Annotated in this window: 29 protein-coding genes and 1 other annotated feature; of the genes, 8 read left to right on the forward strand and 21 right to left on the reverse strand. The window is 44.1% G+C overall.

The window, feature by feature from the left end; translation table 11 throughout:
- Positions 1–131: 131 nt before the first annotated feature.
- Positions 132–224: a putative holin-like toxin gene (locus AE2B122_RS19190; RefSeq protein WP_254593474.1), complete on the reverse strand. Its 93-nt coding sequence runs from the start codon at positions 222–224 to the stop codon at positions 132–134.
- Positions 225–403: 179 nt separating this feature from the next.
- Here AE2B122_RS19190 and AE2B122_RS10110 point away from each other — a divergent pair, with 179 nt between their 5' ends.
- Positions 404–997 carry a C39 family peptidase gene (locus AE2B122_RS10110; protein ID WP_175073979.1) on the forward strand — a complete coding sequence of 198 codons (594 nt, stop codon included), beginning with the start codon at positions 404–406 and terminating at the stop codon, positions 995–997.
- A 28-nt stretch (positions 998–1,025) separates the two neighbouring features.
- Here AE2B122_RS10110 and pbp4b read toward each other — a convergent pair whose 3' ends face one another.
- The 5 genes from pbp4b to AE2B122_RS10135 form a co-directional block, all read right to left on the reverse strand.
- Positions 1,026–2,357: a penicillin binding protein PBP4B gene (pbp4b, locus tag AE2B122_RS10115; protein ID WP_175073980.1), complete on the reverse strand. Its 1,332-nt coding sequence runs from the start codon at positions 2,355–2,357 to the stop codon at positions 1,026–1,028.
- Between the two features lie 119 nt (positions 2,358–2,476).
- Entirely contained in the window at positions 2,477–2,944 is a 468-nt protein-coding gene (locus tag AE2B122_RS10120; protein ID WP_095219737.1) for a hypothetical protein, read from the reverse strand.
- Positions 2,945–2,946: 2 nt separating this feature from the next.
- Entirely contained in the window at positions 2,947–3,141 is a 195-nt protein-coding gene (locus AE2B122_RS10125; protein ID WP_095219736.1) for a helix-turn-helix transcriptional regulator, read from the reverse strand.
- Between the two features lie 100 nt (positions 3,142–3,241).
- Entirely contained in the window at positions 3,242–3,991 is a 750-nt protein-coding gene (locus AE2B122_RS10130; RefSeq protein ID WP_175073981.1) for an HAAS domain-containing protein, read from the reverse strand.
- Positions 3,978–4,316 (reverse strand): PadR family transcriptional regulator, encoded by a 339-nt coding sequence (locus AE2B122_RS10135; protein ID WP_175073982.1) that lies wholly within the window; start codon positions 4,314–4,316, stop codon positions 3,978–3,980. Before AE2B122_RS10135 ends, AE2B122_RS10130 begins: the two co-directional genes overlap by 14 nt.
- A gap of 194 nt (positions 4,317–4,510) precedes the next feature.
- On the opposite strand from AE2B122_RS10135, the gene AE2B122_RS10140 reads away from it, so the two are divergent.
- Positions 4,511–5,164: a DUF975 family protein gene (locus AE2B122_RS10140; protein ID WP_175073983.1), complete on the forward strand. Its 654-nt coding sequence runs from the start codon at positions 4,511–4,513 to the stop codon at positions 5,162–5,164.
- 331 nt (positions 5,165–5,495) lie between these two features.
- On the opposite strand, the gene AE2B122_RS10145 is transcribed toward AE2B122_RS10140, so the two are convergent.
- The gene (locus tag AE2B122_RS10145; protein ID WP_175073984.1) at positions 5,496–7,544 is read right to left on the reverse strand and encodes a CocE/NonD family hydrolase; all 2,049 of its coding nucleotides are present in this window, start codon (positions 7,542–7,544) and stop codon (positions 5,496–5,498) included.
- 162 nt (positions 7,545–7,706) lie between these two features.
- Here AE2B122_RS10145 and AE2B122_RS10150 point away from each other — a divergent pair, with 162 nt between their 5' ends.
- The 5 genes from AE2B122_RS10150 to AE2B122_RS10170 are packed head-to-tail and all read left to right on the forward strand — an operon-like array spanning position 7,707 to position 11,817.
- Positions 7,707–8,390 carry a TetR/AcrR family transcriptional regulator gene (locus tag AE2B122_RS10150; protein WP_095271953.1) on the forward strand — a complete coding sequence of 228 codons (684 nt, stop codon included), beginning with the start codon at positions 7,707–7,709 and terminating at the stop codon, positions 8,388–8,390.
- Positions 8,391–8,406: 16 nt separating this feature from the next.
- On the forward strand, positions 8,407–9,537 hold the full coding sequence (locus tag AE2B122_RS10155) for a betaine/proline/choline family ABC transporter ATP-binding protein (protein ID WP_217468078.1): 1,131 nt from the start codon (positions 8,407–8,409) through the stop codon (positions 9,535–9,537).
- A gap of 18 nt (positions 9,538–9,555) precedes the next feature.
- Positions 9,556–10,209 carry an ABC transporter permease gene (locus tag AE2B122_RS10160; protein ID WP_175073986.1) on the forward strand — a complete coding sequence of 218 codons (654 nt, stop codon included), beginning with the start codon at positions 9,556–9,558 and terminating at the stop codon, positions 10,207–10,209.
- Positions 10,210–10,227: 18 nt separating this feature from the next.
- On the forward strand, positions 10,228–11,145 hold the full coding sequence (locus AE2B122_RS10165; protein ID WP_175073987.1) for an osmoprotectant ABC transporter substrate-binding protein: 918 nt from the start codon (positions 10,228–10,230) through the stop codon (positions 11,143–11,145).
- A gap of 15 nt (positions 11,146–11,160) precedes the next feature.
- Complete coding sequence (locus AE2B122_RS10170) at positions 11,161–11,817, forward strand: ABC transporter permease (protein ID WP_095219728.1); 657 nt, start codon at positions 11,161–11,163, stop codon at positions 11,815–11,817.
- 37 nt (positions 11,818–11,854) lie between these two features.
- Here AE2B122_RS10170 and AE2B122_RS10175 read toward each other — a convergent pair whose 3' ends face one another.
- The 6 genes from AE2B122_RS10175 to AE2B122_RS10200 all read right to left on the reverse strand — a co-directional run bounded on the left by AE2B122_RS10175 (position 11,855) and on the right by AE2B122_RS10200 (position 15,926).
- Positions 11,855–12,817, reverse strand: coding sequence for a Gfo/Idh/MocA family protein (locus AE2B122_RS10175; protein WP_371809517.1), 963 nt, complete (start codon positions 12,815–12,817; stop codon positions 11,855–11,857).
- A gap of 86 nt (positions 12,818–12,903) precedes the next feature.
- Positions 12,904–13,557, reverse strand: coding sequence for a DUF3298 and DUF4163 domain-containing protein (locus AE2B122_RS10180; protein WP_175073988.1), 654 nt, complete (start codon positions 13,555–13,557; stop codon positions 12,904–12,906).
- Between the two features lie 50 nt (positions 13,558–13,607).
- Complete coding sequence (locus AE2B122_RS10185; protein WP_175073989.1) at positions 13,608–14,078, reverse strand: ASCH domain-containing protein; 471 nt, start codon at positions 14,076–14,078, stop codon at positions 13,608–13,610.
- Complete coding sequence (locus tag AE2B122_RS10190; protein WP_175073990.1) at positions 14,065–14,850, reverse strand: protein phosphatase 2C domain-containing protein; 786 nt, start codon at positions 14,848–14,850, stop codon at positions 14,065–14,067. Before AE2B122_RS10190 ends, AE2B122_RS10185 begins: the two co-directional genes overlap by 14 nt.
- Entirely contained in the window at positions 14,837–15,295 is a 459-nt protein-coding gene (locus tag AE2B122_RS10195) for an HIT family protein (protein ID WP_175073991.1), read from the reverse strand. The genes AE2B122_RS10190 and AE2B122_RS10195 overlap by 14 nt, the downstream gene beginning before the upstream one ends.
- 40 nt (positions 15,296–15,335) lie before the next feature.
- Positions 15,336–15,539 (reverse strand) — a binding site (T-box leader).
- A complete protein-coding gene (locus AE2B122_RS10200) occupies positions 15,540–15,926 on the reverse strand; it encodes a PH domain-containing protein (RefSeq protein WP_095219721.1) in 387 nt (128 codons plus the stop codon).
- 334 nt (positions 15,927–16,260) lie between these two features.
- Here AE2B122_RS10200 and AE2B122_RS10205 point away from each other — a divergent pair, with 334 nt between their 5' ends.
- Positions 16,261–16,932 (forward strand): hypothetical protein, encoded by a 672-nt coding sequence (locus AE2B122_RS10205; RefSeq protein WP_175073992.1) that lies wholly within the window; start codon positions 16,261–16,263, stop codon positions 16,930–16,932.
- A gap of 41 nt (positions 16,933–16,973) precedes the next feature.
- Here AE2B122_RS10205 and AE2B122_RS10210 read toward each other — a convergent pair whose 3' ends face one another.
- The 8 genes from AE2B122_RS10210 to proC form a co-directional block, all read right to left on the reverse strand.
- Positions 16,974–17,615, reverse strand: a complete 642-nt coding sequence (locus AE2B122_RS10210) for a FusB/FusC family EF-G-binding protein (protein ID WP_175073993.1) — start codon at positions 17,613–17,615, stop codon at positions 16,974–16,976.
- A gap of 71 nt (positions 17,616–17,686) precedes the next feature.
- The gene (locus tag AE2B122_RS10215; protein WP_175073994.1) at positions 17,687–18,433 is read right to left on the reverse strand and encodes an alpha/beta hydrolase; all 747 of its coding nucleotides are present in this window, start codon (positions 18,431–18,433) and stop codon (positions 17,687–17,689) included.
- Positions 18,434–18,437: 4 nt separating this feature from the next.
- The gene (locus tag AE2B122_RS10220) at positions 18,438–19,475 is read right to left on the reverse strand and encodes an iron ABC transporter permease (RefSeq protein ID WP_175073995.1); all 1,038 of its coding nucleotides are present in this window, start codon (positions 19,473–19,475) and stop codon (positions 18,438–18,440) included.
- Positions 19,465–20,478, reverse strand: a complete 1,014-nt coding sequence (locus tag AE2B122_RS10225) for an iron ABC transporter permease (protein ID WP_175073996.1) — start codon at positions 20,476–20,478, stop codon at positions 19,465–19,467. Before AE2B122_RS10225 ends, AE2B122_RS10220 begins: the two co-directional genes overlap by 11 nt.
- Before the next feature lie 3 nt (positions 20,479–20,481).
- Positions 20,482–21,429 (reverse strand): iron-hydroxamate ABC transporter substrate-binding protein, encoded by a 948-nt coding sequence (locus tag AE2B122_RS10230; RefSeq protein WP_175073997.1) that lies wholly within the window; start codon positions 21,427–21,429, stop codon positions 20,482–20,484.
- A 240-nt stretch (positions 21,430–21,669) separates the two neighbouring features.
- Complete coding sequence (locus AE2B122_RS10235) at positions 21,670–22,932, reverse strand: glutamate-5-semialdehyde dehydrogenase (protein WP_175073998.1); 1,263 nt, start codon at positions 22,930–22,932, stop codon at positions 21,670–21,672.
- 16 nt (positions 22,933–22,948) lie between these two features.
- Positions 22,949–24,052 carry a glutamate 5-kinase gene (gene proB / locus AE2B122_RS10240; protein WP_175074094.1) on the reverse strand — a complete coding sequence of 368 codons (1,104 nt, stop codon included), beginning with the start codon at positions 24,050–24,052 and terminating at the stop codon, positions 22,949–22,951.
- 45 nt (positions 24,053–24,097) lie between these two features.
- Complete coding sequence (proC, locus tag AE2B122_RS10245) at positions 24,098–24,967, reverse strand: pyrroline-5-carboxylate reductase (protein ID WP_255212176.1); 870 nt, start codon at positions 24,965–24,967, stop codon at positions 24,098–24,100.
- Between the last annotated feature and the right edge of the window lie 73 nt (positions 24,968–25,040).

Raw genomic sequence — 25,040 nt, forward strand, 5'->3', positions numbered from 1 at the left:
AATAACGAAAAAAGACCGCCTGGTGCTGGTAACACCAAACGGTCAAGCAATAGCAAGGATTCCTCAAAGGAATCGACCCATGAAAGAGCGAAAAAATAACCTACCCATCATGAGCTGTCACTCAAGGGTGGTTATTTTTTTTGGTTTTTATCAGACATGATCGCAACAACCAGCGTACCGAAAGAAATCATCAGCATCAGCGTTTCGAATACTGTCAGAGGCATCACCTCCCTCCCTGGAGGGATAAGTGAGCCGACCACCCTTGAGTCATCTATGCTATTGTCTGTCCATTATACCAAGCTCGTCTCTTGGCCACATCTTACTTTCGGTGGAGTTTTTCTTGTATTCAACGGCCCTGCTCTATTGCTATAATTAGGAAAAATTGCGTAAGGTGGGATGAGATTTGAGGTTACTAGACGTACCCTACATCAAGCAGCGCCCAGAGCTGCCTTCCGGATGTGAAGTAACAGCGCTGGCAATGGCTCTGTCCTATTATGGAGAAGATGTCGATAAACTATCATTAGCTCGTGAAATGCCCATAGATAAAACATCTGTAGAACGCAATGAGGATGGAACAATCCGCATATGGGGTGATCCGGAGGATGGTTTTGTCGGCGATCCATTCGATAATGGTATTACGATAAACCCGAATCCGCTGAAACAAGTAGCAGAAAAGTACCGGCCCGGCAGCTCGGCACTGTACGGAGAAGCATGGGATGTCATTGAAACTCATGTAGCAAATGACCGCCCTGTTTTGGTTTGGTTTACAATTCATCATGACATGCCTACACCACGTGTCTGGCACACTCCGGCTGGGAAAGTCGTTCAAGCACCCCGTCCGCTGCATTGCATCGTCGTCACTGGTATCGATGATGACCACGTTTATTTCCACGACTGTGAATCAACAGAAAAAAGCGGCGAGCATGTAAAGGTAGAAAAAACTCAGTTTATCCGAATCTATGATGAAATGGGAAGGCGCGCCCTTGTTATCACATAGAAAAACACGGTCAAATGACCGTGTTTTTTCATTCCATCGCTTCATATATCGCCTGGACAACTGGTCCATAATCGCCTGTAGCATATTCGTCTCCAGCAAACAAATTACTGTTTGCTGCCGGATCAAGCACAGGTGTGTGCTTCTTGTTTGTCAGCAGGACGATCCCAAGGTCATATTCCGGGTCGAGGATCGTAACTGTACCGGTCCAGCCCGTATGACCGTAGGCTGTGTCACTTGCCAACGAACCGAACATCCAATCCATCGTCCCTTCATCGCCATTCCTGCGCCAGCCAAGCCCATACGTTTCATTTGTAGGAGAAGCCGCTGTAAATGTCTCAATCACATCTTCACCAAAAAATTCCTGTTTGCCATATCCGCCGCCATTTAACATGACTTGCAGCAAAACAGCCATATCATTCGTCGTCGAGAAGAGTCCCGCGTGCCCGGATATACCATCCATTGCATAATAGCTTTTCTCATCATGCACTTCTCCGATAATCGTTTCTGTCCTGATATTCGGGAAAGAGAAATACCCATCTCTTGTGTTACCTAGACGCTCTGTCGCGGCCACATCTTTCACCTTCACGCCGTTTTCCAATGGATTGAACATTGTGTTCTTCAAACGAAGCGGCTCATAAAAAGTCTCTTCTACATACGCATCCAGTCTTTCTCCCGTCATACGTTCCACTATTACACCTAACAGCATATAATCAATGTCGCTATACAGATGGTTGGTTCTTGGTTCATATTGGAGCGGAACCTGAGGCAAAAGTTCGATTGTACGCTCTCGATCCTGCGAATAAAATGCACCTGCTGTATCCGGGTTATGGAATTCAATACTCGCTGGAAAACCTGCCTGGTGCTGCAGCAGATCTTGTATTAAAATCGTATTCTTCCCTTTTATCTCTGCATTTGCCTCATCCTTGAATTCTGGAATGTAATCACTGACTTTATCCGTCAACCTGATTTCTCCCTCGCTGACAAGATGCTGCAGCGCAAAATTAGTTGCGTACATCTTTGTATTGGAAGCCAGATCATATAAGGTATCTTTTTTCACTTTCTTAGGATTTTTAAGCTCCTCCAGTCCGTCATATACTTGACGGTAACCGTAACGGGATTCCTTCACAATCTTTCCGTCCTTTATAATGAGCAATGATGCTCCCGGAAATCCATTTTCGATATCGCTTTCAATTAATTCATCCACTTTCGCTAACCCTTCCTTAGTGAATCCCGCTTCTTCAACTCTCTTCGCCTTATCCAATGTTGGGTACTCAGTTGTAACTGCCAATGCTGACGTAGGGACAAATAATAGCAAGAATATAAGTGAGAAAATAGCAAACTGCTGACCAAGACGTTTCATCCGAACTCCTCCTTTGTCTTGTCTACTGTTTCCCTTAAGCTAAAACAAATTCCTTTCCGCATTGGAAAAACACGAAAAAAGCACTGCAATATGCAGTGCTCGACAGGTAAATGATCTGGTCAGTCAATCAACTCTCGGTTTTTCCAGTAGGACCTTTTCAGTGATACATAATTAGTTAAGAACAGCAGTAATGCTGCTATGAAGCTGACGATCAGACCTTCTATAAGAGGGACTGACATCATGCCAAATACATCGAATGACGCAATGCTCGCACACATAATAACAAGAAATGACGTTGATTTAATAATAATCAATTTCCTCTCTCGTCTATAAGCTTTTGCAGTCATTATTTCAGCAAACTCCATACCTGACAGAATATAACGAATCCAGACGTAAGCTATTGTTCCGAACAACATCCCAATCAGAACAACGACACCATCCATAGGAATAAAATCAAATTGAGAAATAACAATCAGAGTCAAGACAGCTATCAGCTGCAAAATGGCAGCTTCCGCAAAGTAAACGAGTATAGTCCTGCGCTTGTATTCATCATCCGGCAGCAAAAAACGAATCCATGTCTTCTCCACTCTCAATCTACCTCCCAGAATAAGTCATCCAATGTCTTCCCTAAGGCCTTTGCGATCGCAACACAGAGCTGAAGCGTGGGATTGTACTCTCCTTTTTCGATCAAACCGATTGTCTGCCTGGTCACCCGCACTTGCCTGGCCAATTGCTCCTGCGTCATTTTCTGTTCCATCCGTGTAAATTTCACTTTATTTTTCATGTATCAGGATCTCCTATGTAATATATACATTACATTTGTTAGGTATATATTACATCCAAATCTCTCCCCAGTCAATAAAAAACGCATGCCTAAGCATGCGCTAATTATCTTTCTTAATTAGTCTAAGTTGCCAAATTATTAGAGATAGAGAAAATAAAATAATGATTGAAAGAATAATAATAAGCTTGCTTTGCTCATTTATATTAATGAAATGTAAAATCACCTGCGGAATGTAAAGAACTGCTGGCACGATGACGGAAATCCACGCTTTCCAATATAGTGCTGCAGCAATGAAAATGATGCAAGCGGCAATGATCACTGCTATATTCATGGCTGGACTGATTGTCAGCATTGGTGTCTCAATAAAAAGATCTGCCACCAGTATTCCCGTGAACATGGCAGTAGGAGCGAATCCCATCACTATATATAGCATGACGGTCACTTTTTTGGATAGTTTGTTTGCTGCTATAAAGCGATACATTCCAAACAGCAAGAGTATGGTAACAATAAATACTAAGGGATTTCCAATGAGCGCCAGCATGGAATAATCTCTTTCGTCTGCTATCGCCTTATTCATGATGAGATATGCAAAGGCATTCAACAGGATAAGCGGGACAAATATAAGCCAAAACCTCCCATCCGTTTCCACCTCTGCTTCTATTTCCTTCATATATGCTTTTGGAGACTTCCCGATAATATGCTCGACATTTTTTCCATTCTGCTCTGCTTCATACAGGTGATCTTCCAACTCTTCCATTAATTCATTCACTTCGTCTTCTTTTTTGTTGCTGGCGAATAGATAAATCCGCAAGTTATCGAGAAACGTCTGGCTTTCCTTAGATAATGTCACGATTAATCCCCCTCAAAATGTTATCCACGCTCGTAGAGATGACTGCCCATCTCCCTTTGAAATCTTCCAGTTCTGCATGACCTTCTGCGGTTAACTTATAATACTTCCGCTTTGGTCCGCCTGATGGTAATGTCTTACTGGTTGTCGTAACGAGGCCTTCTTTTTTCATACGCAGCAGCAATGGATAGATACTGCCCTCACTTACCATGGTAAAACCATAGGAAGCAAGCTTCTCCACCATTTCATAGCCATACGTTTCACGCTCAGCAATGATCGCAAGCAGACAACCCTCTAAGATGCCTTTTAATAATTGACTGGATGACAAAATCAACTTCCTCCTCAACTATATTGTTTTACAAGATAGTTGGACAAAAAAAGAACCCCACTACTTTGTTTTGCAAGATAGTTACACTTTAACATGTGCTCCCCGAAATAACAACCATACTTTTCCATTAATGTATGGTATGCTCAAGACGGCACTAGACATATACATTAGAAAAAACGCTGGGGGACAAACACGTGATTGATAATCGTACTCTAAAACAGGATGCACTAGACAGTCTTAGCGGCAATTGGGGAAAAGGTGTACTTGCTGTCTTCCTCTTCTCGGTCATTTCATTTACCATAAAGATAATAACAAACTCTTGGTTTGGCTTTTCTGCTGTGGTTGGAGACGAAATCACCATTAAGGAAGAGTCGTTAAGTTTTATACGAGATACTCTTTTAGATTATGTGTTGCTTATGCCACTTTTTATAGGAACAACTTGGCTATTTCAAAGCTTCGTCCAAGGAAATCGACCTTCCTTCGGCTTCATCTTTTCCCCTTTCAAGCGTTTCTGGCGGTACATGCTGACAGGACTGATTTTGACTATCCTGCTGACTTTTTGGACCTTATTGTTGATTGTACCTGGCATCATCAAATATTTAAGTTATTCCCAGACACTTTACATTTTGCGGGAGAATCCACATTATTCTATTTTCGAAGCTGTTCAGGAAAGTAAAGAAAAAATGCACGGATACAAGATGGAGTTATTTTTATTGCAGCTGAGCTTTATAGGCTGGGCTTTGTTATCCATTCTAACCTTATTTATCGGCCTGTTTTGGCTGGAACCATACTTCCGGACAACCATGGCCAGTTTCTATGAACTTAAAATAAAGCAGGCTGGGACATAATTAGATAGTTCGCGCTTACCGCGGGCGACTGGTGAGTCTCCGTGTATCCCCTCCGCTATTACGTCGTAATACCATCTCTTTCATACAGGAGACGCAAACAGCGTAGGCAGAATACGAAGACTCCTGCGGGAATAGCACGAGTCCGAAGACCCCACAGCGTGTTTTTTCGCGAGGAGGCTGAGGCCGTGCCCGCGGAAAGCGAAGTATTCTGCCGGAGCGGGATTCTTGCTCACTATTTGAATAACAAAATCCGAACGATGTAAATTCACTGAGAAATCTGCATTGTTCGGATTTTTGTTTGGTCAAAACACTTCTGTCCCAGCCTGTTTTTTTAAATAAAATCTCTAGGAATCTTTTCGTTCCATTCCTTTTTAAAAACTTCTTTCTCCCCTTCAAAGGCCTTAAGTTTATGCTTAAGGTAAAAGTGCCCTTCATCACACCACATATAGCAGGACAAATCCAAGTGTGTCTGCCAATTATCGCGCCCTATATCCATTGTCCAATCACATTGGACACTAGCAGAAAGCGGATCTCCTTCTTTAATTGTGTAAACGTTGCGGTTTGTACTGCCATATTCCATTCCGTTATCCGCAAGCTTACGCGCACCTTCATCTGAATAATCATCCAGAATCCATGTTTTTTCCACCATGTCATAATGTATCTGTCGTTTTCGACTTTCCGGCCGCAATACTTCCTTTTTCAGTACTGGTGCTGTTTCAGGCTGCTGGAAAGCAGACAGCTGGTCATCGATAGATTGTGTCTCTCTCGTTGGCAGCAGCAGTTTCGTCTCTTTGCCTGGATAGATGGTAAGGGTTGCCTCTTTAGGCGACGGCCAAGCATGTGGCCAATATGTCGGTGCAACGGCTGCTTGCCAGCGGTGACCGGCTGGAATTGCATGAGCAATATCATTCAGCTGTACAGTTACTTGTATCTTCTCCCCAGGTGTCAGCTTTTCCGGAAACTCATGACTGTACCGGTGCGTTAAATTAAGCACCCCCCATGTTACACGTGTAACACTTCCATCAGGAGCAACATCATTTAGACGAACTGCCAACAGCGCCTGTTCTTGGTCACTTGCTATTTCCAATTGCAGCTTCGGAGCCCCGAGAATTTCCATTCTTTCTTCCAAAGGTGTACTGGTGAATACAGTAGCAAATCCATTTTCCAAGCGTTGATCAGATGGCATATCTCCTGGCTGTCCAAATGGACAAAACACTCCCGCATAAAGTCCATGCTGCTGCATGCTTGAAACATTTATAGGCAGACCGCTTTTAGACTCTTCGCCTAGTTCTTGATTGAACAAGTACAGTTCCTTCTGCTTGATAACTGGTGAGGGCCATTGTGTTTCTGCTACCCATCTGCCTGGTCTCTCTTCATATTCTACCTGAGGTGGTACACTATCCTGCATCCAGGCTCGCAGCATCGGCTCTTCCATAATTCCGTTATCTTTCCCTTTGAGCCAATGATCCCACCAGCGCAGACATTCTTGCAAAAATCCGATAGATGGGCCCGGTATAGCTACATCTGGATATTCATGAGCCCAAGGTCCGATCAGTCCTTTTCTCGGTGCTTTTAATCCTTCCAAAAGCCGAGGAATTGCATTCGTATATCCGTCTGCCCAGCCTCCTACAGCAAATACAGGTACTTCTATATCCTGATAGTCCTCATTGACGGAACCATGTTTCCAATAAGCATCCCGTCGTTGATGCCGCACCCACTCTTGTGCAAATGGCGGTGTCTCTTCCATGCGGCGAATCCAGTCCTCCCGCCACTTTTCTCCTACGATCTCCGGATCAGCCGGTCTTGCATTATACGCAAACATTGTTGATGCCCACCAAAGCATGTCCGATGCGAGCAGTGCTCCGCCTTTATAATGGACATCATCTGCATAGCGATCATCGGTCGAACAAAGTGTAATAACTGCTTGCAGCTCTGGAGGTCTTCTGGCAGCTACCTGCAGTCCATTGAATCCTCCCCATGATTTCCCGATCATACCTACTTTGCCCGTTGACCATGGCTGCTCAGCTATCCATTTCAGAACGTCTTCTGCATCATCCTGCTCTTGCGGCAAATACTCATCATAAAGAATACCTTCTGAATCCCCGCTACCGCGGATGTCCACACGTACACTGGCATATCCATGACCTGCAAAGTAAGGATGACGAATGCTATCACGTAAAGCAGTAAAATCATCTTTTCGATACGGGATATATTCCAATATACCTGGTACTGGTGTTTCTTCTGCATCTTCAGGAAGCCAGATTCTCGCCGATAATCTCACACCATCTCGCATCGGAATCCATATATGGGATATTTCTTTTACCTTGTGCGGATAAGTCGTTTTAATTTGCAGCTGATTATCGCGGACGTTAAATACCATATCTATCTTCCCTCCTAGGCAATTTTGCATTGTTAAGCTTCTATGCTATACTTTATAATCATGATTACTTTTTAATCGAGATTATAATAACATACGCGATTACGACTTAACAACCATGGGGAGGCGAGCACGAACGCGTATGTAAAGGAGAAAAAAAGCACTATGAACAAAAAGGAAATCCAAAAAAGCCGCATGTGGAAATATTTCGTGGAAGCGACAGCGGATATTATTCGCGAAGAGGGATTAGAGAAAGTTACGATCCGTAAAGTAGCGGATCGTGCGGGCTACAACAGTGCCACGATATACAATTACTTTTCTGATTTATCTCACCTCGTTTTCTTTGCATCCATGACATTCCTTAAGGATTATACCGACGAAGTTGTCCTCTATATGAACCGTTCCGATAAGCCTTTGGAAAAGTATTTGCTGGCTTGGGAATGCTTTTGCACGTATTCCTTCCGTCACCCGAAGCTATTCCATGCTATTTTCATCATGGATCTTGGTGACAGCCCGGAAAATATGCTGGAGCGGTATTATGCGAAGTTTCCAAGGGATTTGTTTAACATCCCAGAGGAGCTTCAACCGACATTACTGGAACGCAATATGTCCAAGCGCGGCCGTTCTGCATTAGAGCTGGCATTAGAAGCTGGTGAAATCAGCGAGAGGAATGTAGATGCGATCAACGAATTGACTATCCTCATCTGGCAAGGGATGTTCAACAATGTGCTGAACCATCGCAGGACTTATGATCCTGAAATTGCGATGCAAAAAACGATGCGATATATTACGGAAATTGTCCGTAATGAAACATCATTTGATTTCACAGACAATAAATTTGCACCTTAAACAGGAGGTTATTTTTGTGCTGACGTTCGAGAATGTAACGAAAATCTACAGTGGCAGCAAGAAGGCTGTGAACAACCTAAACTTGCAGATCGAGAAAGGCGAATTCATCTGCTTTATCGGTCCGAGTGGCTGCGGTAAAACAACAAGTATGAAAATGGTCAACCGTCTCATCGAACCAACAGAAGGAAGAATTTTGATCGATGGCAAGGATATCATGAAGCAGAACCGTGTTCAGATGCGCAGAGAAATCGGCTATGTCATTCAGCAAATCGGTCTTTTCCCGCATATGACAATCAGTGAGAATATCACGCTCGTCCCGAAGCTGTTGCAATGGTCCAAGGAAAAGCGGCGTGAGCGAGCTGTAGAATTGATTAAATTGGTCAATCTTCCTGAGGAATATCTTGATCGTTATCCGCAGGAGCTAAGTGGCGGTCAGCAGCAGCGGATCGGTGTACTACGAGCTTTGGCTTCCAATCCTCCTCTCATTCTGATGGATGAACCCTTCGGTGCATTAGACCCTATTACGAGAGATGGCTTACAAGAAGAGTTCAAGGATCTTCAAAGAAGATTAGGTAAGACAATCGTTTTCGTTACCCACGACATGGACGAAGCTATCAAACTCGCAGACCGTATTGTCATCATGAAGGATGGAGAAATTGTTCAAGTAGATACACCAGATGAGATCCTGCGCAATCCAGCTAACGAATTCGTAGAATCCTTCATCGGAAAAGAACGCCTTATCCAGACAAAACCAGATGTCACGACAGTTGGTCAGATCATGAACAAGATACCTGCTACAGTTCATAAAGAAGAGACATTATCGACAGCGATTCAGCGCATGAAGGAAAAACGAGTGGATTCCTTGCTTGTTATCGGAGACGATCAAACACTTGAAGGATACATCGACGTAGAGGATATAGAAGAGAATCGTAAGAAATCAACACTCGTCGGCGAAATCTATGAAACAGAGCTTTACAAGGTGAAAGAAGACAGCCTCATACGTGACACTATCCAGAAAATGCTGCGAAGACATACTAAATATGTACCTGTCGTAGACGATCAAAACAGGCTCAAAGGTATCGTTACGAGAGCAACACTCGCAGACCTTGTCTATGATTCTATTTGGGGTGATGAGGATGACAATTAAGAAGGAGGTCCAAATCACATGGATACATTGATTCAATTCTTCCAGGAACAAGGCGGTACACTTGCTCTGAAAACGTGGGAGCATTTATATATATCATTGATTGCTGTTTTGCTCGGTATCCTTGTCGCAGTACCGGTGGGCATCCTGCTGACGCGGATCAACCGGGCAGCAGATACAGTCATTCGTATTGTCAGTATCATACAAACCTTCCCAAGCCTCGCCATCCTGGCATTCTTCATTCCTATCTTAGGCGTTGGCAAGGTACCGGCAATCGTTGCATTATTCTTCTATTCCATGCTTCCAATTCTGCGTAACACTTACATCGGTATTAAAAACACCGATAAAAATTTACTGGAGGCCGGCCGTGGGATGGGTATGACAAGCACACAGCTTATCTTCAGCGTGGAAATGCCACTTGCCATTCCCATCATCATGGCAGGAATCCGTGTTTCTACCGTCTACCTGATCGGCTGGGCTACACTTGCATCATTCGTAGGAGCTGGCGGTCTTGGTGACTTCATTTTTGATGGGTTAAATCTTTATCAACCCGAATTGATTTTAGCAGGAGCAATTCCTTCTACAGTCCTAGCACTGCTTGCTGATTTCATCCTGGGCAAGGTTGAGAAGAAGCTAACTCCTACTACAAAGAGCACTCATTATGAAACAGCATAGAAAGGGGCGACAACAGGTATGAAAAAGCGAATCAAACTGGTCTTGGTTGGTATGATGACGGCCTTTCTTCTCTCTGGCTGTTCGCTTCCCGGCCTTGGTGGCAGCTCCGCCGATACTATAAAAATCGGTACCGTGACCACATCCGAAACACAGACTCTAGGCTATATTCAGAAATATATGATCGAGCATTATACCGACCTGCATGCAGAAATCGTCGGAAACTTGGGATCCTCCATCGTGATGCATCAAGCAATGGTCAATGGTGATGTAGATATATCTGCAGCAAGATATACAGGTACTGACCTTAGCGGTGCCCTCCACATGGATTTGGTGAATGATCCTGATGAAGCGATGGCGATTGTGCAGCGCGAATTCGAGGAGCAATTCGATCAGAAATGGTTTGACACTTACGGATTCGACAACACCTATGTTCTGTCTGTCCGTCAGGATGTAGCTGACGAAGAAGGGCTGGAGAAAGTTTCCGATCTGAAATCTGTAGCCGACAAATATCAATTCGGTGTTGATAATAGCTGGATTAATCGTGAAGGGATTGGCTATGACGAATTCGTCAAAGAATATGAATTCGAATTCAACAAAGTCTACCCGATGCAGATTGGTCTCGTCTACTCCGCATTGAACAGCGGAAAAATGGATGCCGTATTGGCTTACTCTACAGATGCCCGATTGAAGCAATTCAACCTGGCAACGTTGGAGGATGATAAACATTTCTTCCCCCCTTACGACGCTTCTCCGGTAGCAACGAATGAAGTGCTGCGGGAACATCCAGAGATTGATGATATTTTGCAGAAGATGGTAGGGAAATTCAATAACGAAACAATCGTTGAACTGAACTACCAGGCAGATATCGAGAAAAAGGAACCTAGTACAGTAGCAAGAGAATATTTAGAGGAACATAACTACTTTGAGGATAATTAAGGAGGTGCAGAGACGATGGATATATTAAAAGAACTAATGACATATTATAGCGAAAACGGCGCTTACATCTGGACAGAGTTCTATCGGCACTTCCTTATGTCTGCATACGGTGTATTGTTTGCGGGTATCGTGGGCATCCCAGTCGGTATATTGATTGCCCGCTACAGCAAGCTCAGTCCTTGGGTCATTTCCTTTGTGAATGTCATCCAGACAGTACCTGCACTTGCATTACTAGCTGTTCTCATGCTGGTGATGGGGTTAGGGACAAATACAGTCATCCTAGCGTTATTCCTTTATTCACTGCTCCCGATCATAAAAAATACGTATACAGGAATACTTGGAGTAGATAAGACATTGAAGGAAGCAGGAAATGCGATGGGAATGACCAGATTCCAGATTTTGCGTATGGTTGAACTTCCTCTCTCCCTATCTGTCATTATGGCTGGACTGCGTACTGCGCTTGTTATTGCGATTGGTATCGCCACAATCGGAACATTCATCGGCGCTGGCGGGTTAGGCTCCATCATCGTCCGAGGTACGAATGCAGCAGAAGGGGGCGCCATCATATTAGCAGGCGCTATTCCGACTGCACTCATGGCTGTAATGGCCGACTTAGTTATGGGTTGGTTCGAGAAATTGCTTTCTCCGGCAAACAGCAGAAAATTGAGTTAAACAGCAAAAATGCTCCGGTAGTGTCCGGAGCATTTTTTTATTCAAAGCTAAAGCTTATTTCCCACTGCTTCCGAAGCTGATCCATAATCTTCATAACATCCTTTGTATAGGGCAATGTTACATGTGGAACATCCTTTTCGATGAGTTCCTTCATTGCTTTTACTTCATACTGCAATGCCTTCTCTGTCTCTCCAGCTTCTATTGTTTCTGTTTTGCCTTGCTCTACATAACAAACCGTGGCATGTTGGGCCCTGGAGAACTTCTCCATATCAATGAATCCTTTTGTACCCATGACTGTAGCACGTTCTGGAGATTCCACCATAAAGGATAATGTGATGGTAGCAAGCTGGCCTTTCTTGTTCTTCAGAATTATTCCTGCCTGCTGGTCCACACCTGTTTCATGCTTCGTAACGGTGCTGATAACTTCACTAGGCTCTTCCTGAATAAACATACGAACAAACGCCAAAGCATAAACGCCTATATCCAAGAGTGCTCCACCCGCCAAATCAGGATTAAAGAAACGATTTTTCGGATCATTTTCTTTGATGCTGTTAAAGTTCACACTTAATGTCTGGATGTCACCGATTTTCCCAGCATCAACCAACTGCTGTAGTTCTTTATAAATCGGCATATGATAAATTGTCATTGCTTCTGCTACAATCAGCTGCTTCTCTGCTGCCAATGCAGTGATTTCATCCAGTTGCTTGGAGTTCACTGTAATCGCTTTCTCGGCTAGCACATGTTTTCCATGCTTTAAGGCTTCTATGATTGTTTCATAATGAAATGCATGAGGCGTCGCTATGTATACAACATCTACTTCAGAGTCATCCAGCACACCCTGGAATCCTTCATACACCCTAGGTATATCGAATTTCTCTGCAAATGCTTGTCCCTTTTCTTTGTTCCTTGCGCCAACCGCCAGAATGGATTCTCCTTCTTTCTGCAAAGCTTCCGCAAAATGATGTGCAATCGAGCCTGGTCCTAGAATTCCCCACTTCATCATTTGTTTCTCCCCATTTCTCTATTATATTTAATTAGATATACCCGAAAAAGCCATGGATGCAGCATACTTCCATGGCTTCTTTCTTAGTTGTATATTTTCTTAGGTATTTTGATAACTTGATTACCGGAGACATATGGTGCAATATCGTATTGCTGGAATACAAGCGCTATGCCTTCATCTGTAAAAAAGAAGGCCGTATTCTCATTTAGGTGGATGTCCTCTTTTTTCAGATCAGGATAGAATATCTCTGGTCTCGCCTTAGCATAGGTAAAGATGTAGTGCTGAACTTTCTTCAGCTGACTGGGTGTCTGCAGGATATCTGTCAAATAGACGCGTTTCTTTTCTTTTAAGTCGTAATTGTAGGATTCTACCACAGTAGAGCCGTGCGCCCCACCGGTAAAGATATAGCTACTCATCAGGATACTAAGCCTGCGATCCGTATTATATTTGACTTCAAAATCAGTCTGATAATCAGGATCATAATTATATTTTTTGCCAGCCTCTATATTCTCCTTGCGTACTGCTGCAGCTTTCTCGATATACGTCTTGAAGTCCTTGTTGATCATTCTCGTAAGCTTAGGTGTTCCCGCATGTTTTACTTGCGGATATTTCAGCTCTTCAATGCCATCGTAGTACTCTGTTTCCACAATTACGTTCTTCTTAGGCTGTGCTTGAACTGGGTGCGTTAAAGCAGAAAAAGCAAGAAGTAACGCAAACAATATTATCGCTTTTTTCATCAGTTTCCCTCCACTGTATCTTCTTGTCTACAGTGTGTGCAGGACACTAATTATTTATGAGCGATAAACCGTACAGCGAATTCCTCACATACAACAAGCATGTCAGCTGAAAAGTCACGTCCGATTTCTTCCATTTCCTTTGAGAAGAATGGCTCGTGAACAGAACGCCAATAAGCAAGTGTACGATCACCTTCACCTTCTTTGAAGGCAAAAGTCTCATCAACCTCTTTATACGATTTTACTTCTACCTGTATAATTTCAATCACAGCACGAGGATTTCCTGCTCTGTCGAGAACAATACTATGAAGACCAGGTTCTGGGACAGGCTCATTCTCCAATTCATACAGCAGATGATTAGAAGATGTTGCTGTTTTGGTCCCCTGAACAACTAGCTCAGCTAGTTCATCCGCTAAAGCATCATCGCCACCGAAGCTCCAGGCTGTATAAGTTTGTGGTGCCTCTGGGTTTTGCTCCAAATACGTTCGATAAAAAGCTTCTATTTGCTCATTATAATTTGTCACTTGGCATCAATCCTTCCTCTGCAATATCTACTGTCCAGCAAACGAATGTAGAGCTATCCCGAACAGAATGAGATTCCAAATCGGAGAGCAGCCGCTGCACAAACGAATCATCATTCATTCTGGATAACAAATCATATAGTTTTTGACCATCCATATTCAGTCCGGGACATTCCAGCAGCCCATCTGTCGTCATGAAAAGTTGATTCTTTCCTTTTCTTAGCTGCCGTGTACCAGTTGTATAGGAGGGAACATGTAATGACCAGGCATTCTGCTGACCGATCCATTCATAAAAGTGTCGGGTATTTTGCTCAAACTCACCCATTTCCGCTAATTCACTATGGAAAAGATAGAAGAGACAATCCCCTATTGATAGCCACCAGATATACGCATCTTTACGGAAGACAAAGAGACATGCAGTCTCCCCATTAACATTTCGACATGCTTCCATGAAAGAAGGCTGGGATAATTGATCTGTAACGAATGCAGGTACTTGTCCAAATGCTGATGCTGCATCGCAAGCTTTTCGTAACTCAGGCTCTACCTGCAGAAAAGTTTCAGCAACGAGTCTAGCACTATCTGCTGAATGATGCGCATCCATCAGAAGTATGAACTCCCAATTCTCTCCGATGAACAATACTACTCCATCTTCGTTTTTTGTTTGACCGGCCTGGGTCATTCCACCAAGTCTTCCTAACACAAGACTCTCGATTTGCTTCACATCGGGTTCATCCAGGAATGTATGTTGATCGCCTGTCCAACTAAACGTTTGCACGGAAATTCTCTTTCATAAAGCACTGTAGTTTTGCTGTGACCTCTCTTATTTCCAACTCTCCGCCAAAAGGCGCATCTGGCCAAGCATAAACATCCATCGGTCCCCAGTATTTTTCAGGAGTTCCTGCATATCTAGGAATGATATGCATGTGAACATGAGGCACAGCATTTCCGGAGACAAGTGTGTACACATGCTCTGCTTGCAATGTCCCCTGCAATGCCTTTGCAGCGCGTTTCATTGCAATACCGAATGCAGCCGCTTCTTCCTCCGACATATCCCCGATTTGTGGGACATGGCGTTTCAAATCGAGCATAATATGACCAAGATAAGTCGGTTGTCCCTTTTTATCGATATGACTCATATAAATATATTGGTCTTCATAAATACAATCACCGCTCACTTCTATACATCCTGCATGCTTGTCACAGATAAAGCAATTCTCCATAGTGCACTCCTCCTTATATAAAAAAATGTCCACCATCTCCTAAAGAGACAATGGACATTGTGGTACCACTCTTTTTCGGTGAGAAAGCCAGCTCACCCTCAAAGCTGATAACGGCTGCCAGCCGACCAGGCATTTCCTCCCGGGCACTCACAGATGAGTTCGGATGTTTCTCTGACTGCCTTGCACCTTCCGGCAGCTCTCTATGACAGTTTTCCATCCTACTACTTCTGTTCCCTGCGTCTATCTATTCCAACAATTGCTTGCGATTGAACGTATTCCGGAACAAGAGATCACGCTGATGATTGTTAACGAACATCCTGACGATATCACTTACACCCTTTAGATGGATCAGGCGATGGCTTGTTACATATTTTATATCTCCATTATTCATATGGATAGATAATTCGCCTTCCCCTGTACCCTCTGTATAAAGGATATAGTCGATGCTGTCATAGCTGGTCGTATCCAGATAAGCTGGTTTTATCAACGGTTTGTGCGTAAACAGGATTCGGTTCTGCGTGACACCAAGGATGCCATTCCTCTCGTCGAGCTTACTTTGTACGTAGAGAAAAATCCGTTCGTCTTCTTCTAGGTACATGGACAATTCCTTCAGATCTCTTCTTTGCCCCATTTTCCGCGTTCTCCTCACTTAATGTACTTGCTTCCAATCCTGATTCATACTTTCTAAATATATATCGCACTTCAGAATTTATGCAATAAAAAAATGCGGTAGATGTAACTCTTTTCTGTTTGTTATACACCGCTCATACTCTCCTACATTTTACCAGCTAACAGAAAGAAATGATACCTCTCATCTCCAATTTTTCCAGCCCTTCCTAGACTTTCTTCTAGGAAATTAGGCTCTTTTCATTTCATTCCATATAGGGTTACGGTATGATATTTATGTCTTAATTTACTTATTTTCTAGAAGACTATCTTGTTAAAAGAGAGGATGAAAGAAGTATATGAAACTGTTCCGTATTCCAGCTGCAGTATTGTTGTTCGCAATCGCATTGACCTTATCCGCCTGCAGTAAGGACGAAAAAGCAGCCGAAGAGCCAAAGGCACCGGCGGCACAAGCAGCAGTTACAGAAGGAAACGAAGATACAGATGCATTGTCTGTCAATTTGACGGACACTGTGACAGCAGAAAATCCCTACTTCCCGGACCGCCTGACGAAAGATGCGGTTGCAGATAAGGAAATGCTAGCTGAACAGAACTTTGATCAGTCCGAAAATGATGACAATCTGGAAGTGACCCTGAAAGGGATTCAATATACGAAGCTGAAACCGGCAGATTCCTATGAGGATTCCTTCACCGGTTTCGAGGATCCGGAGAAAATCGTTGCAGCGACAGCGAAGCTGGAAGTGAAGAATGATGGGGAAAGTGCGGTACCATTAAAGGAAATGGGTGCTTTTCTTGAAACTCCAACATACCGGATCCTGAACCATAATGTTTTGGAAGCAGATTCTGGTGAAATCGAACCTGGCCAGACTTCGACCAAATATGTTGTCTTCCTCATGGATCAGGAAGATTACAAAGAAGAAGATTCCTTCTCATTGCGTATCTCCAGTATCACTGATAAAGAAGAAGACTTGCTGGCAGCTGATTTGACTTTTGATCTGCCCGAAGAATAAAAGAAGGAGCACTCGCCTCAAGGCATGTGCTCCTTCTTTATTTATGATGCATGCAGATTAGAGATGAAGCTGTAGAACCGGTTGATATCTGTTAGATTTCGATTACACTTGGCGCTATCCCTGCAAACATAGTTTCCTCGTTTTACATACGTCCCTTGGCCGCGCCCAATTGAATCTGCCATGAATAATCCTACACTTTCTAGCTTATTGCAAATGGTGCACATCCCTGGCTGAGAGGATGGAGTCATAGTGCCGCGGGCGGCCATCATGCCATCCTCATGTGGAGCGACCATGTATTTTGCCTGCTGACCAGGATCATTCCACCCTAGATAGGATGTTTTTTCCCAATCGACTTCATCAAGTTTCGGTACATGTAAATGCTTCACTTTCGGGAATAGCTTCCGCAGCTGCTGCTCCGTAAGCGCAGGAAATGGCTTGATGGATGGACGCAGCTGAGCTAAAAAGAGCTCTGCATCGATTTCATCCTGCACACCCTGGATTCTTTTAATCATTTCTGCCTCTTCCTCTGAGAGCTTCTCGAATCGATTCAGAATCTTCTCTTCAGCTAATGAGCGGAGTCCAAAAATGATGTCTATATCTCTGACAGCAGCAGAACTATTCACGAGCTGCTGTACCTGTTCCTTAATATTGTTATATTGGTCGTTCCGGATAAAGGCTTGCATGTGGACATCCCTCCGTTTTGATCGCTTCCTCTCATTTTAGCAGATATCGAGCAGGAAACAAAAAAACCGGGTTAGCTGAAGAAATAGCGGAACGCTCGACTAAGCGTAGCAGGAACGACTGACGCGTGATTTTCATCATCTGCAACGTAGTATACAGTCTTTTCATCTATAGAGCTCGGTAAACGATGATAGAGCGCCAACGCATCTTCTACCATAAAACCTTCCTTTTCCCCTACACCAATGAAGAGCTTGGAATCTTGGTCTTTGTTCAAAAAGGAATAGATATGCTTGTCATTCCACCAGATAGAAGGACTGATAGCCAAATAGCATTGGAAAGCTTCTGGACGTTTGAACATGCTGTACAGCGTAAACAATCCACCCAAGGAATGACCGTACAGACATTGCTTATCATGCTGAACGTTATAGTTTTCCAAGATTCTCGGCTGCAGCTCATCTATGAGCCAATCCAGGAAAATATCTGCTCCTCCATACTTTCCGGTTGTTTTCCATTTCATTCTATCTGGAAATTTATAAGCTGATGCTGGCGGTGTAAAATCATAGAAACGCCGTTCCCTAATAACCGTCTCTTCTGCATCTAATGCTATACCTACAACTATTGCCGGATCCACTCCAGTTTTAAGCATATTATGAGATTGATTGCGTATGACATCTGCACCGAATCCAAAATAAGCATTTCCATCCAGCATATAGATAACCGGATAGCCATCTTCTGATTGAGGGGGTTGATCCGGGATAAATAGTTGCACACGGTAATTCACTCCCGGCTCTTTCCCCGAAAGTGTCCATTCCTCTGTCATGTTTTCAGCCTCCTTTGTTTGCTTTTGCCAGTAAGTACAAGAAATAAGGTACGCCTATAATTGATACAACAATTCCTACTGCCAGTTCTGCCGGCGCAAAAACAGTCTTCGCAATATAATCTGAAAAGACGAGCAGCACCATGCCGGTTAAAGCACTGATTGGCATATTGTATCGGTAATCATTTCCGACAAGACGCCTGCTGATATGCGGTGCAATCAATCCGACAAATGCAATCCCGCCGGAAACGGACACACAGGCACTCACCAGGCCAATGCTTGCTAGCAGCAGTATCGCCTTTTCGCGTTCATTACGGATGCCTAAGCTCCGAATCGAGTCATCGCTCAATTGAAAATAATTGAGCAAATATGATTTCCGGTAAAGCACTGCACCAAGGATGATGATCCAAGGCAGCATCGCACAGATATAAATCCAATTCGCATTATAAATGCTGCCTGTCGTCCAGACAGTGGCCATTTCAAAATCATTCGCATTCATCTTCAACGATATGTATAGCGACAACGCTCCAAATCCTGTTCCAAGAGCGATACCCGTCAGGATGAGCCGCTGCATATCAAGCGTTCCCTGCCGCCAGGAGAAAGCAAAAATAAGCAGTGCCACCAGCAGCCCGCCAATGAAGCCGAATATCGGCATCATCAAGACCGCCAACCAACCACCAATTGTCTCGGATTGAATCATCCCCTGGAAAAAGAAGATATATATAACAATGGCTGTTCCCGCACCAGCATTGATGCCGAGTATTCCCGGGTCGGCCAATCCATTGCGTGTGACTCCTTGCATCACAGTTCCTGCGATGCCTAAACCTGCGCCGACAAGTGCTCCAATTACAATCCGCGGCAGACGGAACTGAAAGATAACCAATTCAAGCTTGCGATCATCACTCAATCCAAATAATGTTCGAGAAATATCTCCTACAGTCATCGTATAGCTGCCGCTCGTTATATGCAGATAGATGGAAAGAAGCAGCAGCAAACTAATAATCATTCCACTTAGAATTAATTTTGAGCCGATTCTAAGCCGCATATTGCTTCCCTCCCTTTCTCCAAATGAGATAAAGGAAGAATGGAACGCCTATAAAAGCAGTCACTACTCCAATTGGTGTTTCGAACGGTGCGTTGATAAAGCGGCTGACCACATCGGATAAGCAGAGGAATATTCCGCCAATCACTGCAGAGCAAGGAATGAGCAGACGGTAATCAACCCCGATTAGAAAACGGGTAATATGCGGGACAACAAGTCCGACAAAAGCTATCTTCCCGACAAAGGCGACAGCTGTCCCTGTCAGGCAGACGACGCTGAGCATGCTAATCATCTTGATATAAACTGTCTTCTGCCCAAGTCCCGCAGCAACTTCCTCACCCAGTGCCATGATCGTGACCGATTTGGATACCGACATAGCCAAAACCAGTCCAATAAGACCAATCGGCACAGCCAATTTCAGCATATGGACATCTACTCCGTCCATTCTCGCGTTATACCAAATGCTTACATGCTGTGACACCTGATAATAGGAGGCGAAAGCTGCTGCACAGCCGCTGAGAAATGTTCCGATGACTGTCCCGATAATAGCCAGTTGAACTGGAGCCATTCCATTTTTCAGCAGCGAGGCAAAGCCGAATACGATACCGGCACCCACTGCAGAGCCTGCCATAGAGTAAAGAATCATCATATGATCAGATAGACCAGGAACAAGGACCATGCACAATGTAATTACTAGTGCAGAACCGTCATTGACTCCCATGATAGATGGAGAAGCAAGATAATTCCGTGTGATGCCCTGCATAATTGACCCAGCTATTGCTAAGAAAGCACCTACCAGCAAGGCAGCCAAAGCTCTTGGCAGTCTCGCAGTCAGCAAGATGGTATGGTCTACATTGTCAGAATCATAATGTAAAATCGCATCCCAAATCGTACTGATTGGCATATCCTTAACCCCATATAATACTGAAACCAATACAACGAGCACTCCTGTCAAAGGAGCAGTGAGCAGCACTATCCAAGCAATTCTATTCTTTGTGCCATACATTGCTTATTCAGCCAGCTTTTCAGTTGCTGCTTTCAGGAATTCTGTCTTGCTCCATGCCGTTCCGCCCTGTGCCAATGGATCGATAGCATTCATGAATACATGATCTTCCTTCGCTGCATTAATAGACTTGAATATGTCGTTGTTTTGCAGGTCTTCCAAAGCACTAGCATTCTCAGGATTTTCAGTCGTTTCAAATTGCAGGAACAGATAATCCGGATTTACTTCTGCCAGCTTCTCCAAGGAAATTTCCGCCTGTGCTTCCGCTTCAATGATAACTTCAGGTACTTGCAAGCCTAGATCACTGTATAATACAGGATTCAAATAGACATTCTGCGGATAAACGTACAGACTGCCTGCCCGGATTCTGACTACTAACACCTGCTTATCCTCAAGCACTTCTCCAAGTTCCGTTTTGGCTTCCTGCGAATCCTTTTCATAATCTGAAATGATCTGTTCAGCTTCATCCTCTTTGCCAGTCAAGGAACCGAGCAGCTCCAGATTCGCTTCCCAGTTCTCCGAGATATGAGAGTATGGAATAGTCGTAGCTATGTCATTTAGTGACTTACTAACATCCTCAGGAAACTTAGAAGATCCTAGAATCACATCGGGCTCAAGTGAAAGAATCGTTTCGTAATTTGGCTGCATTTTCTCGCCAATCAATTCCACACCTGATAAATCCGCTTCTAAATATGAAGGGGTTTCACCACCTACAGATAGCGCCCCGGCAGGCTTTACTCCCAATACAGCTGCATCCTCCATTGACTCGAGACTTGCTGTCACGATTGTATCCGTTTCTGCTGGAAGCGAGTATTCCTTATCCAAATATGTAATCTGCTGTTCCTTCTTATCCGATGATTCACTAGATGCTGTATCGTCGCTATTTCCGCAAGCTGCCAAAGAAAAGCTCAAGGCTGCTGTAAGACCAATACCAGTTACTGTTTTCCACTTCATTTTGCTCTTCTCCCTTTCGTACTTTAGCTTGATCAGGACTAAAGCAATCGCCTAATTGATAATGATTATCATAATCAACTATAACAAAATAGAGAATTTATGCAATAAATAAATGGAAATTTGCTGTATAGAAAAAATGAATAGGCTGCAGAAATCTCAATCTGCAGCCTTGATAACTATGAACCTATACCGCTCGTACTTATAACAAAAAAAAGCCCATCCATTAGGATGAGCTTTTTGTTATCTTGTTTGACCGTTGCCTTTCATAACGTACTTGTACGTCGTTAATGCCGGCAAGCCCATCGGTCCGCGGGCATGAAGCTTTTGTGTTGAAATACCGATCTCAGCTCCGAACCCTAATGCATGACCATCTGTGAAACGCGTCGATGCATTATGATAAAGTGCTGCTGCATCAACAGCTTTCATGAATTTGTTTACTGCTTCGCCATCTTCAGAAATGATTGCCTCTGAATGCTTTGTACCATAACGGTCGATGTGGTCAATGGCTTCCTCTACTGAATCAACGACACGTACTGCAACGTCCAGGCCCAAGTATTCATTTGCCCAATCCGCTTCTGTTGCAGGTTTGCAGTCTGGTAAAAGCTGTACTGCAATGTCATCTCCATGTGTTTGAATACCATTTTCCTGCAGCGCTTGTACTAATGCATCCTTGTTTGTCTCCAGCCATTTCCGGTGAACAATCAATGTTTCCAATGCGTTGCAAACTGCCGGACGATCCGTTTTGGCATTCAGGAATGTGGAGATAGCCATATCAACTTGTGCTGTATTATCCACGTACATATGGCAGTTCCCTACACCTGTTTCCAAGACTGGAACAGTTGCAGAATCAACGACGGCTTGGATGAGTGATGCACCCCCGCGAGGAATAAGCACATCGATATGCTCCTTCATCGTAAAGAGCTTCGCCGTCTCCTTCCGATCAGTCGATTGGATAAGCTGAACCGCCTCCGCAGGAACTTTTGTCTGCTGGAGTGCTTTTTTGATGACCTCTACGATTGCTGTATTCGTATGAATTGCAGATGATCCGCCTTTCAAGACGATCGCATTACCTGACTTGAGCGCCAGACCCGTTGCATCTGCTGTTACATTAGGACGAGCTTCATAAATCATTCCGATAACGCCTAGCGGCACCGTAATACGGCTAACATGCAAGCCGTTTTCCAGTGTCCATTCGCTGACCACGTGATCAGTTGGATCCTCAAGCTCAACTACTTCCTTCAATCCACTTGCAAAATCCTCGATACGTTCGCGGTTAAGCTTCAAGCGATCAAGAAAAGCAGCATCGAACCCTTTTGTTTCCCCTGCTTGCATATCTTTATCATTCGCAGTCAGAATGACTTCATATTCCTTTTCCAATTGCGCCGCAACTGCAACCAGTGCCTCATTTCTTTCAGCTGTTGTCAGGAGTGCAAGCTGCTTAGCTGCTGATTTCGCTGCAATGGCTTGCTCCTCGACTGTTACTACTTCCTTTATATGCTCCACAGTATTCCTCCTTCTGTCATCGAATTGGTACAGTATGCTCTAGTTCACAAACAAACGCTTCCTGATCGACTATCGTCTCTTCTATATTCCTTACCGGACTCGCCAATTCCTGCCAAAGTTCGGACGCAGCTTGATTCACGATACCCAGACCGATTCGAGCTCCTGTTTCATCCAGAATGCGCACGACGTCACCTTTTTTGAAATTGCCCTTGATGGTGCTGATATTCTGGAATTCAACTGAATGTGGTGTCTGGTCATCTCTCTTCAAGATGATTTCACCTACTGGTCCGGAATTGAAGGCAATCCACTGTTTCTTGCGATTCAAGTAATCCATATCCTGATCCGCTTCGAAGTACGTTCCATCTGCTTCACCCAACACAGAACTATAGATGATATCTTCTTCTGTTGCATCGCCAAGAAAACCTTTAATACCAGATGCCATCGCAATCTTGAATGCATCCAGCTTGGACTTCATGCCGCCGGTTCCGACTGCACTTCCAGCATCACCTGCAGCAGCCTCTATTTCTGGCGTGATGGCTTTCACCAGCTCGATGCGTGTTGCATCCGGGTTCTTGACTGGATTATCCGTATACAAACCGTCAATATCAGAAAGGACAGCCAGGAAATCTGCACCGACCAATCCGGCAACCTTTGCCGAAAGTGTGTCATTATCTCCAAAGCGCAGCCTATCGACTGTCACTGTATCGTTTTCATTTATGATCGGGATGATGCCACGATCAACTAATACATTTATCGTATTTCTAACATTATTATAGCGGGTTTCGTCCGAGAAGTCGCCACGTGTAATCAAAATTTGCGACGCTACATAACCATGGGACAGGAACAAATCCGAGTAGGCTTCCATCAGCAAGCCCTGCCCGATAGATGCAGCAGCTTGCTTTTCCGGCAGGGACTTCGGTCGTTCCAGAAAACCGAGCTTGCGATAACCGGCTGCCACAGCTCCCGATGATACAAGCAATACCTCATAGCCATTGTCTTTCAGCTTTACGAGCTGCTCCACTAGTTTCTCAAGCTTCTTACGGCTGATTTCTCCATGCAGGCTGGTCAATGAACTGCTTCCGATCTTGACGACAATACGTTTCGGTTCTGTTGCTTGAATAGAAATGATAACGTCCTCCAGTTTTCATTTTTTCACTATCATGCGTTAGCGTGTCAAAAGCTGTTTTTTAAGCTCCTCACTGATTTCGTTGGATCGTTCCGCTGCAGAAAGAATCGCTTTTGTCATCGCTTCTCCTGCTCCAGCATCATTCAGTGCTTCAAGTCCGGCAGCAGTTGTTCCATTTGGAGAGGTTACTTTCTTCCGCAGAATGGCCGGCTCTTCTTCCGTTTCTACTAGCATTCTGGCCGCTCCCAGCATCGTTTGCGTTCCGATCTTTCTTGCTGTTTCACGGTCAATGCCTGCAGCTACACCTGTTTCCTCAAAGTGCTCCATCAGCTTATAGAAATAGGCAGGTCCACTGCCAGCCATTCCTGTGAAGACATCCATCTGCTCTTCTGCAATTACAAATGACTCACCAAATGTATTGACCAGTTCGCTAATCAACGTAAGCTGATCGGCGGATACATGGGTACCAGGTGCAATAGCCGTCGCTGATTCACCAATGGTACTGGATGTGTTAGGCATAATACGAACAACGGGTTGGTTTTCCGGCAGATAATGCTCAATCTGTTCATTCTGGATGCCTGCAGCTACCGATATGACCAGCTGTCTTTCCTGAACCTTATCTTTCAAATCGATTAATGCAGCGGTTATGTCCTTTGGTTTCATCGCGAGTATGATGACATCCATACTGCCCCAATTCACCTCAGCCTGAGGAATACCGGTAATAGTGTAGCGCTCCTGCAGCTCATACAGACGCTCCGAATTTGTTCGATTCGTCACATATATCTGCACGTTATGCAAGCTATCACACCCGTTCATCCCGGCTATCATTCCTTCTGCCATCGATCCTGCTCCGACATACAAAATCCGTTTGTTAATTAAGATACCTAATCGCTCCTTTTGAGAATTAATTTCGTTCCTTGTTAACAGTTATCTATGCTAACACTATAGGATACTATGTCAAGGAATGTCACAGCACCAAAGC

It is taken from the genome of Terribacillus sp. AE2B 122 (genome assembly GCF_902497585.1).
Classification (GTDB): domain Bacteria; phylum Bacillota; class Bacilli; order Bacillales; family Amphibacillaceae; genus Terribacillus; species Terribacillus saccharophilus_A.